Below are 12,867 nucleotides of genomic sequence, written 5' to 3' on the forward strand. Positions count from 1 at the left end.
GGGGACGAGGCCCTGCTGCTCGGGACAGTCCCGATTCCCATCTTCGCTCCGTTTCCCTACCGCAGCGAGGAGCGAGCCATGGCTCAGCGGATGGATGTTCGGGTCGGCATGGATGTGAAGAGCAGGGACGGCCACCGGATGGGCAAGGTGATTGGTCTGGCGGATGACGCCTTCGTGGTGGAGAAGGGCGTGTTCTACGCCAGGGACTATCGGGTCCCCTTCCGCTCCGTGGAGACCATCGAGGGTGATGACATCCTTCTCTCCCTGGACAGGGACCAGCTCCAGAAGGCCAGCCTGGGCGAGGTGCTGCAGGCCGCCGACCGGTTGGACATGGGGCCGGACTCGCCCTCGCGCTACTAGCCTTCCTCAGCGCCCCGTGAGGCTCAGGGTGCCGAGCTTCGTCTCGTTGCGCAGGCAGGCCTCGTGCGACTCGGAGACGCCGAGGTCGACCCGGCGCGACTGGTTGGCGCGCGTGAGGCTCTGCAGCCGGACCTCACAATGGGCGGGGTTGCCGAAGCGGTCTTGATGGAGGGCGTAGAAGGTTCCGGGCTCGCGCGGCAATACGCCCACCTGGTCGAGCAGGATGTCCCCGGAGCCGGCCGTCCAGTCGAGGTCCGCGAGCAGCCGGGCCTGGGGTTTGCCATCGAGGCTCCACACGCAGACGTCCGTCTTCCCGTCCTTGCCCGCCCGAGCCTCGCCGTAGGTGATGAGGCGGTCTCCCGAGAAGCGCGCGTTCGAGCCCGAGACGCATGGGAGCGCCGGCAGCGGCGTCTTGCGCTTGGTGTCGAGGTCCACCAGGCCGAGGAACTCCTGGTAGCGGCCGTTCTTGCGCTCGTTCTGGCGGAAGAAGAGGACGGGCCTGGTGGGATGCGCCTCGAAGTGGAGCACGTGCTGGTAGAGCCCGTGGCGCTTGCCGTTGCGCGAGATGTCGAGCACGGACGAGAACTCACCCGCGCATCCGAAGGTGTAATGGGTGAGAGCGTACGGGCTGGGGAGCTTCACCACGCGCTCGTTCTCCTTCAGCCAGCCATTGATGTTCATCTCCTCGCCGGTGGAGAGCCGGTAGAGCGCCGGGGGTGTGCCCTCGAGCTCGACGCGCTCGTAGCGTGTCTCGCCTGGGATGAAGTTCTCCGGCTGGCATGGAGCGGGCTCGGCAGGCTTCTGCTGGGCCGCGGGCAGGCGGGCCGGGACGGATTGGAGTTCGGCCCAGGTGCCCCCCTTCGGTTCGGCAGCGGAGGCGGTGGCGGCCAGCAGCAGCAGGCCGAAGGGCAGGGCGTGACGGTTCGAGGTGTGGCGCATGGCGGGCTCGGTGCTCAGGCTGCGATCGGGCGCTTCGCGCGCTCGTAGTGGCCGGCGAGGATCTCCAGGTAGTTGCCGTGCTCCACCCACTCCAGCAGGTGCATCACCCGCCAGGCGACGAATGGATGGCTGCTGTCCATGGTCATCAGCGTCGCCAGCAACCCATCGAACCAGTTGTCCTCCTCCAACTTCGCGAGCGTGCGCGCCTGCCGGATGAAGGGGGCCAGCTGCATCTTCGTGCGCCGGGTGACGCCCGGCCGGTGGCCACCTGCCAGCTTCATCAGCACGTTGAGCGAGGCGCCCAGGTCCCTGCACGCCAGCAGGCCCGCGCGGTCCGCCGTCAGCTCGGAGCAGCGCATCCACTTATAGAGCGCCTTCTGTAGCGGGAAGCTCAGCACCTGTCCCACCGTGCCCAGCAGGTGGGTACCGCTCGCCATCACCGTGGCCACCGTGCGGTAGAGCCCATGCTCCGCGTGCATGTGGCCCAGCTCGTGTCCCATCACGGACAGCACCTCCTGATCATCGAGCTGGTCGAGCAGGCCCGCATAGATGGTCACCGCCGGCTCCTCGCTGCCGTAGGTGGTCGCGTTGGCGTGCGGGGACTCGGAGAGGAACAGCGTGGGCCGCTGGCTCAGGTCCAGGCTCTTGCGCGAGCGCTCCAGCAGCTCCACCAGCTCGGGGAACTGGTCCTCTCCGCAGAGGACGGAGCTGGACAGGTTCAGCAGCCGCAGGCTGCGCTCGCCCAGCTGGGTCATCAGCCAGCGCATCAGCGCGGGGAAGCCGGAATGCCCTTGAGGGCCGCCAGCGTCGTGCGGTCCAGCGAGTGCTCGTAGGCATTCGAGGCGATACCCGTGAGCGGCTCGTGGGGCGCGAGGAACAGCGGCTCGCCGCAGGCACCGCACTCACAGTGGTGGGGCTCCAGGATGGCGCGGGGCACCTGGACCCGGTTGCGCCGGCCGCAGTGGCGACACTCCAGCAGCTTCACGGGAGCTTGCTTCGCGTCCGGCCAGAGGGCCTGGGCCAGGGGGGCGTGGGACTCGTTCTTCATGACTTCCTCCCAGCGGCCCGGCGGGCTGGTGCCTTCGCACTCTTCTTGGCGGCGCTCTTCTTCGTCGCGGGCGGGCGCACCCGCGCCTCCACCACCTCCTCCTCTTGCTCCTTGCGCGCGGACTCGGTGGAGAGGAACTCGCGGCGCGTCTGGAGGTCGCGGATGCACCGCTCGCCCACCCGCTTGGTGAGGACCTTGTTCATCGACGAGCCCACCGCGATGCCCACCAGCGGCAGGGCCCGCACCAGGCCCTTGGAGAGCTGGAGGAGGGCAATCTTCGTCATCACGCTCACGAGGTGCTTGGAGACCTCGCGCGGCGCGTACTTCCAGATGGCCACGCCCTCGGCCTTGGCCATGTCCACCAGGGCGTTCTCGCCGCTCTTGGCGTCGTAGGTGCTCACCGAGGCGAGCAGGAACGCGAGCTGCCGCTCCTCGTCCTTGCGGATGTCGAAGCCGTGCAGGTAGCTGAGCACGAGCGCCATCTCCACCTCGTACTTGAGGAGGAAGCCCATGTCCGCGAGGGCTCCGCCCAGTGCCGCCACCAGGGTGCCGGCTCCGGGAATCAGCGCGGGCGCGGCGGCGAGGCCTCCGGAGATGGCGGCGCGCGTGGAGAAATACCGCACCACCTCCTCGGAGGCCTCGCGCTTGTCCTCCCGCGCCTTCCGCAGGTGCTGCTCGGCAAGGGCGATGAGGCTGTCCGTGTCCGAGAGGATGCGCTCGACGGCGGTGAGGAGCTTGCGCCCCTGGCTCTGGTCTTCGGCTTCCTTCATGGATTCCCCCTAGGGACGGCGCGGAGGACGCCGACATGGCGTCCGATACCGGAACGCTCGCGAAGCCTCGCAGACCTGTCAAGCCAGGGGGCGGCGGTCCCTCTCTCTGCTCCCCGGCGTGGCGTGCCCTTCCGATGGCGAAGGGAGGCGCAGATTAGGGCTGGAGCGAGGGGCCAGGACCCGGCCCCGGCGAGACGTGAGGAGACGGCCATGTTCGTGGTGACGGGAGCATCGGGGCATACGGGGTCGGTGGTAGCTCGGACGCTGCTGGAGCAGGGGCGGCGGGTCCGGGTCATCCTGCGGGACGAGGAAAAGGCCGAACCGTGGAGGCAATGGGGCGCCGAGGTCGTGCTGGCGGACCTGCGCGACGTCGCCGCCCTCGCCATGGCCATGGTGGGCGCTCGAGGCGCGTACCTGATAGTGCCACCTCCCGTGCCCGCGAGCACCGGTGTGATGGAGGCGTGCTGGTCGGTGGTGGACTCGATGAGGCGGGCGGTGGAGGAGAGCGGGTTGCCGCACTTCGTGCTGCTCTCGTCGGTGGGCGCGCAGCACCCGGAGGGAACGGGCTTCGTGAAGACGCTCTACCTCGCGGAGCGGGAGCTGGGTTCGCTGGGCAGGCCGATGACCATCCTCCGCTCGGCGTACTTCATGGAGAACTGGGGCGAAGGGCTGCCCGCGGTGGTGGACTCGGGCGTGATGCCGGACTTCATCGCCCCCGCGGATCGCAAGCTCCACATGGTGGCCACGCGGGACGTGGGCGAGCTCGCAGCACGGTTGTTGCGCGAGCCCACGCTCGGCCGGCGAGTGGTAGAGCTGGCGGGGCCGGTGGAGTACAGCCCTCTGGAGGTCGCGGACACACTGGCGCGGCTGCTCGGTCGGCCCATCCGCGTGGAGGAGCACACGCCAGCGGCCCAGGTGCCAATGCTCATGGGGATGGGCTACTCGGCGGAGGTGGCCCACCTCCTGGAGGAGCTCGACGAAGCCATCCACCATGGCCGGCTCACCTTCGAGCACCCCATCCACGTGGTGCGCGGCTGGACCACGCTCGACGAGGTGCTGGGCAATCTGCTGCGAGCCATCGGTGCCCTGCCGTACATGGGCGAGGGCACGACGGTCTCGCCGTAGTCCTCAGCGCTCCGAGTGCCTTTCCGGCCAGCGCAGCTCCGCCCGGGTGCCGTGCGGAGAGAGGGGCGTGAGCAGCACCCGCCAGCCGAAGTGCTGCGCCAGGCGCTCCACCAGCGACAGCCCCACGCCGAAGCCGCTGCGCTCGGGCGCGACCGCGCCAAGGCCCTCGCCGCTGTCACTGACGCTCCAGCAGCCCGCCTCCACCCGCACGCGTACCTGCCCGGCGCGCGTGTAGCTGAAGGCGTTCTTCACCAGATTGCCGAGCAGCACGCGCGCCACCGAGGACGGCACCGGCGCGTACACCGCGCCTTTCGCCTCCACCACCACCGCCACCTCCGGGCTGCGCAGCCCGTCGTAGAGCGCCACCACCTCGCGCGAGACCGAGGTGAGGTCACAGGTTTCGCCCGTGTGCCGCTCGCGTGCCAGCCACAGAATGCCCTCGGTGAGCAGGCCCATCTGGTGCACGGCATCGCGCAGCCGTGCGAATGTCTCACGGTCTTGCGGCGGGTGACGCTCGAGAATCTCCACCGCCCCCTGCGCCACGGCGAGCGGCGTGCGCAGCTCGTGGCTCGCGTCGCGGTTGAACTGCCGCTCGCGTTCGAGCAAGGACTGGATGCGGGCGTCTCGCGCGCGCAGCGCCTCGAGCAGCGCGTGCACCTCGGCCACCGCCCCGTCCTCTTCGGGAAGCGCCGCGCCCTCGGACTGCAGCGAGCGCCTGAGTCCTTCCAACGGCTCGCTGAGGCGGCGGGCAGCCCGGCTGGCAATCACCGCCGCCGCCAGCAGCGCGAGCGCCGCGCTCGATGCGAGCAGGCCCCCTCTGTGCAGCAGACTCGACGTCGTGCGGGTGAAGGCATTGGCGCGGAAGGCGACGTACAGCGTGTCGCCCGAGGCCGCCCGAGGGCGCACCGCCACGTGGAAGTGCCCCGCCTTGCCCGCCGCCACCTCGTACTCCCCGTGCGCGAGGAGGGGAGACAGCTCCTGCGCGAGTGCGGCCGGCAGGGCCGCGTGCCCTCGATGCACGCTCATGCCCACCGCCGGCTGCGCAGGAGCCTGGCCGGACGCGAGCGCCTGCGCCTGCCGGTCAGCCTCGGCCGCCACCAGGCGTTCGAAGAGGACGTCCTCCAGGTCGTAGCTGAAGAGCACGAAGATGCCGCTCATCACCGCGAGCGCCAACACGGACGAGAGCAGCAGGGTGCGCCGGAGCACCGCGCGCAGAGGGCGAAGCCCCTCACGCAAGGCGAACCTCCAGCGCGTATCCCTCGTGGCGCCGGGTGACCACGAGCTGCTCGAGGCCCAGCTCGCCGAGTGCCTTGCGCAGGCCATACACGTGGGTGCGCAGCGCGCTGCCCTCCCGAGGTGCCTCTCCCCACAGCCGGTCGGCGAGCGTCGCTGCCGGTACGCTCTCCGGGGCTGCCTCCATCAAGAGCTGGAGCACCCGCGCCTCGGTGCGACTGAGCCGGACCCGCCGCTCGCCCCGGCTTGCCCACCCGCTCTCGGGCTCCAGCAGCAGCGAACCCAGGGACAACGTGCGACCGCTGGGCGGCACGGGCCGGCGTGCCAGGGCCTCCAGGCGCCAGCGCAGCTCGCGCAGGGAGAAGGGCTTGACGAGGTAGTCGTCGGCGCCGGCGGCGAAGCCCTCCTCCTTGTCCTCGAGCGTGTCGCGCGCGGTGAGCATCAGCACCGGCACCAGCCGCGGGGCCGTCTGCCGCAAGTGTCGGCACACCCGCAGGCCGTCCATGCCCGGCAGCATGAGGTCGAGCACGATCACGTCGTAGGGGTGGGCGAGCGCGAGCGCCAGTCCCTCGGGGCCCGTGGAGGCGAAGTCGAGGGTGATGTCCGGCTCGAGGAACCTGGCGATGTTCGCCTGTAGATCCCGGTTGTCCTCCACCACCAGTACGCGCATCGCGAGAAGGCCCTCCTGGGGGAGACGTTACCTCACGCATGTCAATCCCACGTCAACGCGCGGCTGACCCGTGGCCGACCCCCTCCGGTGCAGGGTGAGCGCCTCTCTTCACAGGAGGTTCCCGAGATGAAGCACCTGCTGCTGTCCGCGCTCGTCCTGCTCACCCCGCGCCTGTCGCCCGCGTCGGAGGCCGCACCCGCGCCCGCGCCCGCGCCCACTGTCACGGGCGCCGTGACGCGTGAGGTACGCGCCACCAATGGCGAGCGCATTCCCCTGCTCGTTCTCGAGCCGCACCGGCCGGCCAAAGGCCCGGCGCCGGTGGCGGTGCTCGTGCACGGCCTGACGCGCAGCAAGGAGGACTGGCTCGTGGACGCGAAGCCCACCTTCGGCGGCGCCTTCACCGAGGCGCTGCGCGGGGCGGGCTACCGCGTCTACCTGTTCGATGCGCGGCTGCACGGCGCGCGTGCGGTCGAGGGGGACAAGCCCTCTGCGCGGGTGAAGCGCTCGCACGAGGGCGACAGCGGCCCCTACCGCTCGATGGTGGCGGGCACCATCGAGGACGCACACGCCGTGCTCGCCCACGCGCTCGAGGGCGCCCGTCCCCCGCGCGTCCTCCTCGGCGGCTACAGCATGGGTGCCCAGGTGGCGCTACTGCTGGCCGCGCGGGAGCCGCGTGTCACGCACCTCGTCACGATGGTGCCGCCGTACGTGGACCCGACGCTCACGGAGGTGGCGCCCGTGCTCGCCGCTGGACGCATCCAGCAGCGCTGGCTGATCCTGACGGCCAGGCGAGATGGCTTCGCGACACCCGAGCAGAACGAGGCCCTCTTCACCGCGGCCCCCTCCCGGCACAAGGTGCACCACACCTTCGACAGCGGCCACGCACTGCCGCGCGACTACCTCTCCGAGGTGCAGCGCTGGTTGGCCGCCGAGCCCTGAGCGGTCGGGTCTCACGTGCCGGTCTTGCGCGGCTTGTCCACGGCCGGCACGGCCCTCAGCAGTCGCACGGGCATCTTGTCCACGAGCTGCTCCGTGTACTGCGTGAACAGGCGGTACATCACCGGCAGCAGCACCAGCGTCAGCGCGCAGGCGGAGATGGTCCCCGCGACGATGACCACCGCCAGAGGCTTCTGCGTCTCCGAGCCGATACCGCGACTCAGGCAGGCGGGCACCAGGCCCAGGGCGGCCAGGGCCGCTGTCATCAGCACCGGTCGCAGCCGCTCCTGCGCGCCGTTGAGGATGGCCTCGTCCAGTGTCTCGCCCGCCGCGCGCCGCTCGGCGATGGCCGACATCACCAGCACTCCATTGAGCGCCGCCTGGCCGATGAGCGCGATGAAGCCCACCGCCGCCGCCACCGACAGCGGCATGCCCGCGAGGTACAGGCCAAACACCCCGCCCATCAGCGCGAACGGGACGTTCATCAGCGTGATGACTGCTCGCCCGAACGATTCGAACGCCTTGAACAGCAGGAGGAGGGTGAGGAGGAGCGCCACCGGCACCACCGTTATCAGCCGCTTCATTGCCCGCTCCTTGTTCTCGAACTCGCCGCCCCACTCGAGGGAGATGCCCGCAGGGTTGGGCGCCAGCTGCTGCACCTTCTCGCGCGCCTCGTTGACGAACGAGCCCAGGTCTCGCCCGCGCACATTCATGCGAATGCCGATGTAGCGCCGGCCATTCTCACGATTGATGGAGGCTCGGCCAAAGCCCGTCTCCACACGCGCCAGGGTCTCCAGCGGCACCGTGACGCCTCCCTCCACCGGCACGCGCAACCCGGCCAGCTTCTCCACGTCGTCACGGCTGGACAGCGGCAGGCGCATCACCACGTCGAAGCGCCGCTCTCCCTCCCAGAACTCACTCACCGGACGGCCACCCACCGCCGTCTGGAAGACGTTCTGGAACTCGCCCAGGGACATGCCATGGCGAGCCAGCGCCACCCGGTCCGGTATCACCTTGATGTCCGGTACCTCGCCGCTCTTCACGATGCCCAGGTCCGCCACGCCCGACACACCGGAGATGACGTCCTTCACCTTCTCCGCTTGCTCCTGCAGCACCTTCAGGTCATCCCCGTAGAGCTTCACCGCCACCTGTCCGAACTGGCCGCTGATGCTCTCGTTGACGTTGTCGCGGATGGGCTGGCTGAAGTTCACCTCCAGGCCCGGCACCTCGTCGATGGTCTTCTGCAGCACGGCGATGACCGAGGGCAGGTCCGGTGTCTCCTTGGGCCACTGCTCGGGTGGCTTGAGCTTCACGAAGAACTCAAGGTTGTTGGTGAGCGTGGCGTCCGTGCCGTCCTCGGGCCGGCCGAGTTGGCTGAGCACCCCGTCCACCTGCGGCGCCTGGCGGATGAGCTGGGTGATGCGTGGCACCAGCTTGCGGCCCTCGGACAGCGAGACATTGGAGGGCAGGGTGAACGTCATGTAGAGGCCGCCCTCGTTGAGATCCGGCAGGAACTCGCTGCCCATGCGCGGCAGCATCCACCCGGAGATGGCCAGGCCCAGCGTGGCCAGCGCGATGACGAGCCAGGGCTTCCTCAGCGCGAAGCGCAGCGTGGGCGCGTACGCCTTGGCCGCCGCGCGCAGTACCGGCGACTCCTTGTGCTCCACCGGCTTGCGGTACACCAGCGAGGCCAGCACGGGAATCAGCGTCACCGAGAAGACGAGCGCTCCCACCAGCGCGGCCACCACCGTGTTGGCCATGGGCGCGAAGATGCGCCCCTCGACTCGTTGCAGCATGAAGATGGGCAGGTAGGCCGCGATGATGATGAGCAGCGCGAACACCGTGGGCCGCACCACCGCCTGGGTGGCCGCTTTGATGCGCTCCATTGGCGTCTGCGGCGTTTCGCCAGGGTGACCATGCTTGGACAGGCGCAGGAGGATGCTCTCGATGATGACCACGCCGCCGTCCACGATGACGCCGAAGTCCACCGCGCCCATGGAGAGCAGGTTGGCCGACATGCCCCGCAGCTTCAGGTAGATGAACGAGGTGAGTAGCGACAGCGGGATGAGTGTGCCCACCACCAGGGCCGCTCTCAGGTCCAGCAGGAAGACGAAGAGCACCAGCGTCACGAGCAGCGCGCCCTCCAGCAGGTTGCGGCCTACCGTGCGCAGCGTGGTGTTCACCAGCTCCGTGCGGTCATAGAAGGGGGAGATCGTCGCTTCGTCCGGTTGCAGCCGCATGTTGAGGCCGACGACGGCGTCCCGCACCCGGCTCAGCACCACCGAGGGGTTCTCCCCACGGCGCATCAGCACGATGCCCTCCACCACGTCGGTGTTGTTCTCGCGGCTCACCACGCCCTGGCGCGGCGCCCAGCCCTCTGTCACCTCCGCCACATCCTTGATGAAGACGGGCGTGCCCTCGTGCGTGGCCACGCGCACGTGGCGGATGTCGTCCAGGGTGCGGAACAGGCCCTCGCTGCGGATGACGAACTGCTCGCTGCCACGCTCCAGCGTGCCGCCACTCGCGTTGAGCGAGCCATCCCGCAGCGCGTTCTCCAGGTCCTCGAGCGTCAGGCCGAAGGCCGCCAGGTGCGTGGGGTCCGGCTGGACGTGGATCTCCTTGAGCAGGCCGCCGTAGCTCACCACGTCCGCCACGCCGTCCACGCGCAGCAGGCCCGGTCGCACCACCCAGTCCTGCAGGGTGCGCAGCTTCATCGGGTCTCCCTTCGCGCCATCGAGGGTGTAGCGGTAGATCTCCCCAATGGGCGTGGCCAGGGGTCCGAGCTCCGGCACCACGCCCTCGGGCAGCTCCGCGTCGCGCAGCCGCTCCAGCACCTGCTGGCGGGCGAAGAGCGCGTCTACCCCGTCATTGAAGGTGAGGGTGACGAAGGACAGGCCAAAGAGCGAAAGGTTGCGCAGGCGCCCCAGGCCCGGCGTGCCGTTGAGGGCGCGCTCCAGGGGAATGCCAATCTGCCGCTCCACTTCCTCGGAGGGCTGTCCTGGGTAGAGGGTGATGACGTTCACCTGGGTGTCGGTGGAGTCCGGGAAGGCTTCCACTGTCAGGTCGGTGAAGGCCATCCATCCCCAGAGCGCCACCAGCACCGTGAGGAAGAGGACGGCCGCGCGGTTCTTCAGGCTGAATTCGACGAGCTTCTCGAACATGGGCGTTTCCCCGCGGGCCTAGTTGGCCAGCTCGATGGTGTTCTCCAGCAACAGCGCGCCGCGAGCGACGTAGCGGCTGCCGGGTTCCAGTCCCTGGCGTACCTCGACCTCGCCGTCTCGGCGGCGGCCGGTCATCACCGCCACGCGCTCCAGTTGGCCCGCCTCGCGCGCCACGAAGATGACCGAGCGCGCTCCGTCCGTTACCACCGCGCTGGCTGGTACTCGCACGCGCTTCACCGTGGTGGCTGCCTCGGGCGTCACCTCGACGAATGCGTTGGGCCGCAGGGCCCGGTCCTCGTTGGTGACTCGGAGGCGGACCTCCACGGTGCGCCGGCGAGGGTCCACCACCTCGGAGATGCGCTCCACCGTGCCGCGCCGCTCCACCGCGCCGGACTGCGTGCGCACGAGCGCCTGCTGGCCCTCGCGCAGGTCCGCGGCGTCCGTCTCCTGCACGTCCGCGATGACCCGCACCTCGCTCAGGTCCGAGAGGCGTACGAGCGGCCCGTCCCGCTCCGGCGTCACCTCTTGGTTTGCCACCACGTCCAGGTCCACCACCGTGCCCGCGCGAGGGGCCGTCACCCAGAAGAGGTTGTTGCCCTCGGCGGACACCGCGAGGCTGGCCTTCTTGGCCTGGGCGGCCTGCAGGGCGAGCTGGGCCTGGCGCAGCTCTGCCTCCGCGGCCACCAGCTCCTTCTCCGGCGCGGCCTGCAGGCCCACCAGCTCGCGCACCCGGTCCGCGATGCGCTGCTTGTTGGCCACCTCCGTCTCGGCGCTCTTTACCTCGCGCTCGAGGTCCGCCCAGGCTCCGGAGCGCACGGAGAAGAGGCGCTCGCCGGCCGTCACCCGATCACCCAGGCGCACGCGCACCTGGTCCACTCGGCCAGCCAGGGGCGCACCCATCGAGGCGGTCCGGCGCTCGTCCAGGTCCACCCGGCCCGGGGCCGGCAGCGGTGCGAGCATGGGCGCCTCAGCGGCCACCGCGAGCTCGATGTACTGCCACTGCGGCCCTTCGGGCGGCAGGTGCACGCTCTCGCCCCGCACGACGGGGCTGGCGGGGGGAGCGGGCTCGGCCTCGGCCGGAGTGGGGCGACCGAGCACCAGTCCAGCGGTGACAGCGGCGCCCAGGCCGAGGCCCGCGGCGGCGAGCCAGAAAGGACGGCGGGGAGGACGGGAGGAAGACGAGGTCATGGGGGTCTCCAACGAGGGAAAGGGGTTCAGAAGTGCTCGCTCAGCTCGGGAGGGGGCTTGGGGCCTCCGGCGTGCACGCGCTCCAGCGCCACCGCGAGGCGGAAGGCGGAGAGGTCGAGCTCCGCGGCGTCCAACAGGAGCTGGCCATAGGTGCGGCGAGCCAGGAGCAGCTCCAGCATCGAGGCGCCTCCGGCCCTCACCGCTGCCTCCAGCCGCTGCACGAGCTGGGAGGCCTGGGGCAGGGTCTGGGTGCGCACCCGCGTGCGTCGAGCCTCCATCGCATCGCGCTGGGCGGACAGGGACGTCAGCTCCCTCTGAGCCTGGGTGGTGAGCTGGGCGTGGGTCTTCGCGGCGGCCTCGGAGGCGGCGCTCGCGGCCAGTACGTCCGCCTGGCCCCGGTCGAAGAGGGGCAGGGGGATGCTGAGGTTGATGCCCACCGAGTGGAGCTGATTGCCGGAGATGACGAACTGGTCGTACACGTAGCCGGCTCGCACGGTGGGGTCCGGAATCCAGCGCCGCCGAGCAAGGGTGAGGGCGGCCTGGGCACTGCGCTGCTGGGCCTCCAGCGCTCGCAGGTCCGGCCGCTGCTCCAGTTCAGCGGTGGGCCGCGGGTGCGATAGGCGCGTGGCGAGGAACCCGGCCGCCGCCTCCGAGCCTCCGAAGGGCATGCAGGTGAGGCCTGCTGTGCGCGAGCACTCCAGGAGCGCCTCGGCCAGGTGGTTGCGCTCTCCGGAGAGCTGCTCCTGAAGCTGAGCCTCTTCCAGCATGGCCCGGTCCGCATCCAGGCCCGAGGTGTCCCCTCGCTGCGCACGGGCACGCTGGAGCTCCGTGATCCTCGCTGCATCCCCGGCCAGCCGCTCCAGCTCGGACAGGCGCACCTCGACGGTGGCCACCTCCGCCGCGCGCTCCAGCACGTCATAGGTGCGTGCGCGCAACCCGGCCTGCACCTCGAGCGCGGTGGAGGCGAGGGCCGCACGGGCCGCATCCTGACGGGGGCCGCGCTTGCCCGGCTCGATGAGTTGGGAGAGGCCCACGCTGAAGTTGGGCACCTCCGTGAGGCGGTTGAGGCCGGGCGGATTGGTGGGGCCCAGCGGCAGGGTGTTGGCGCCGAGCTCCAGCTCGGGGTTGGGCAGCAGTCCGGCCCGCGTCAGGTCAGATCGCGCCGAGGCCACGCGGGCCCGGGCGGTGGCGAGCTCGGGCGAGTGCTCCCACAGCAGCGAGGCCAGTCTGTCCTCATCCGGCAGCGAGGCCAGGGCGAGTGAGCCAGGCGAGGAGGCAGGGGGCGGAGCGGCGGAGGGGGCCTGGGCGGGGGCGGTGGTGGCCCCGAGCAGCAGGCAGGAGATGAGCAGCGGTGGAACGCGGCGCAAGGAGGAGGCTCCCAGTGAGGTTCGGGAGTCCCCTTGGCAATCCGCGTGCCCGCTTCATTCCGAGTGGTTT

The 12,867-nt window shown here is 70.3% G+C and carries 12 protein-coding genes; 3 read left to right on the forward strand and 9 right to left on the reverse strand.

Annotation, left to right across the window (positions count from 1 at the left end; all coding sequences use genetic code 11):
* The first annotated feature begins 78 nt into the window (after positions 1-78).
* Positions 79-360, forward strand: coding sequence for a hypothetical protein (locus OV287_RS09125; protein WP_267533608.1), 282 nt, complete (start codon positions 79-81; stop codon positions 358-360).
* A gap of 6 nt (positions 361-366) precedes the next feature.
* Here the strand turns inward: OV287_RS09125 and OV287_RS09130 are convergent, their stop codons facing one another.
* The 4 genes from OV287_RS09130 to OV287_RS09145 are packed head-to-tail and all read right to left on the reverse strand — an operon-like array spanning position 367 to position 3,117.
* Positions 367-1,299 carry a hypothetical protein gene (locus tag OV287_RS09130; protein ID WP_267533609.1) on the reverse strand — a complete coding sequence of 311 codons (933 nt, stop codon included), beginning with the start codon at positions 1,297-1,299 and terminating at the stop codon, positions 367-369.
* Positions 1,300-1,313: 14 nt separating this feature from the next.
* Positions 1,314-2,054, reverse strand: a complete 741-nt coding sequence (locus OV287_RS09135; RefSeq protein WP_267533610.1) for a M48 family metallopeptidase — start codon at positions 2,052-2,054, stop codon at positions 1,314-1,316.
* Between the two features lie 11 nt (positions 2,055-2,065).
* Entirely contained in the window at positions 2,066-2,347 is a 282-nt protein-coding gene (locus OV287_RS09140) for a hypothetical protein (protein WP_267533611.1), read from the reverse strand.
* Positions 2,344-3,117 (reverse strand): EcsC family protein, encoded by a 774-nt coding sequence (locus OV287_RS09145; protein ID WP_267533612.1) that lies wholly within the window; start codon positions 3,115-3,117, stop codon positions 2,344-2,346. Before OV287_RS09145 ends, OV287_RS09140 begins: the two co-directional genes overlap by 4 nt.
* A gap of 210 nt (positions 3,118-3,327) precedes the next feature.
* Here OV287_RS09145 and OV287_RS09150 point away from each other — a divergent pair, with 210 nt between their 5' ends.
* Entirely contained in the window at positions 3,328-4,242 is a 915-nt protein-coding gene (locus tag OV287_RS09150; protein WP_267533613.1) for an NmrA family NAD(P)-binding protein, read from the forward strand.
* A gap of 3 nt (positions 4,243-4,245) precedes the next feature.
* Here OV287_RS09150 and OV287_RS09155 read toward each other — a convergent pair whose 3' ends face one another.
* On the reverse strand, positions 4,246-5,478 hold the full coding sequence (locus tag OV287_RS09155; RefSeq protein WP_267533614.1) for a sensor histidine kinase: 1,233 nt from the start codon (positions 5,476-5,478) through the stop codon (positions 4,246-4,248).
* Positions 5,471-6,145 (reverse strand): response regulator transcription factor, encoded by a 675-nt coding sequence (locus OV287_RS09160; protein WP_267533615.1) that lies wholly within the window; start codon positions 6,143-6,145, stop codon positions 5,471-5,473. The genes OV287_RS09155 and OV287_RS09160 overlap by 8 nt, the downstream gene beginning before the upstream one ends.
* Before the next feature lie 126 nt (positions 6,146-6,271).
* Here OV287_RS09160 and OV287_RS09165 point away from each other — a divergent pair, with 126 nt between their 5' ends.
* Positions 6,272-7,084 (forward strand): alpha/beta hydrolase, encoded by an 813-nt coding sequence (locus tag OV287_RS09165; protein WP_267533616.1) that lies wholly within the window; start codon positions 6,272-6,274, stop codon positions 7,082-7,084.
* A gap of 11 nt (positions 7,085-7,095) precedes the next feature.
* Here the strand turns inward: OV287_RS09165 and OV287_RS09170 are convergent, their stop codons facing one another.
* Genes OV287_RS09170 through OV287_RS09180 form a run of 3 tightly spaced genes read right to left on the reverse strand, consistent with a single transcriptional unit; the run spans position 7,096 to position 12,797 of the window.
* Entirely contained in the window at positions 7,096-10,242 is a 3,147-nt protein-coding gene (locus OV287_RS09170; protein WP_267533617.1) for an efflux RND transporter permease subunit, read from the reverse strand.
* 18 nt (positions 10,243-10,260) lie between these two features.
* On the reverse strand, positions 10,261-11,430 hold the full coding sequence (locus OV287_RS09175) for an efflux RND transporter periplasmic adaptor subunit (protein ID WP_267533618.1): 1,170 nt from the start codon (positions 11,428-11,430) through the stop codon (positions 10,261-10,263).
* A gap of 26 nt (positions 11,431-11,456) precedes the next feature.
* On the reverse strand, positions 11,457-12,797 hold the full coding sequence (locus OV287_RS09180; protein ID WP_267533619.1) for a TolC family protein: 1,341 nt from the start codon (positions 12,795-12,797) through the stop codon (positions 11,457-11,459).
* Positions 12,798-12,867 lie beyond the last annotated feature (70 nt).

This window comes from Archangium lansingense (genome assembly GCF_026626635.1).
Classification (GTDB): Bacteria; Myxococcota; Myxococcia; order Myxococcales; family Myxococcaceae; genus Archangium; species Archangium lansingense.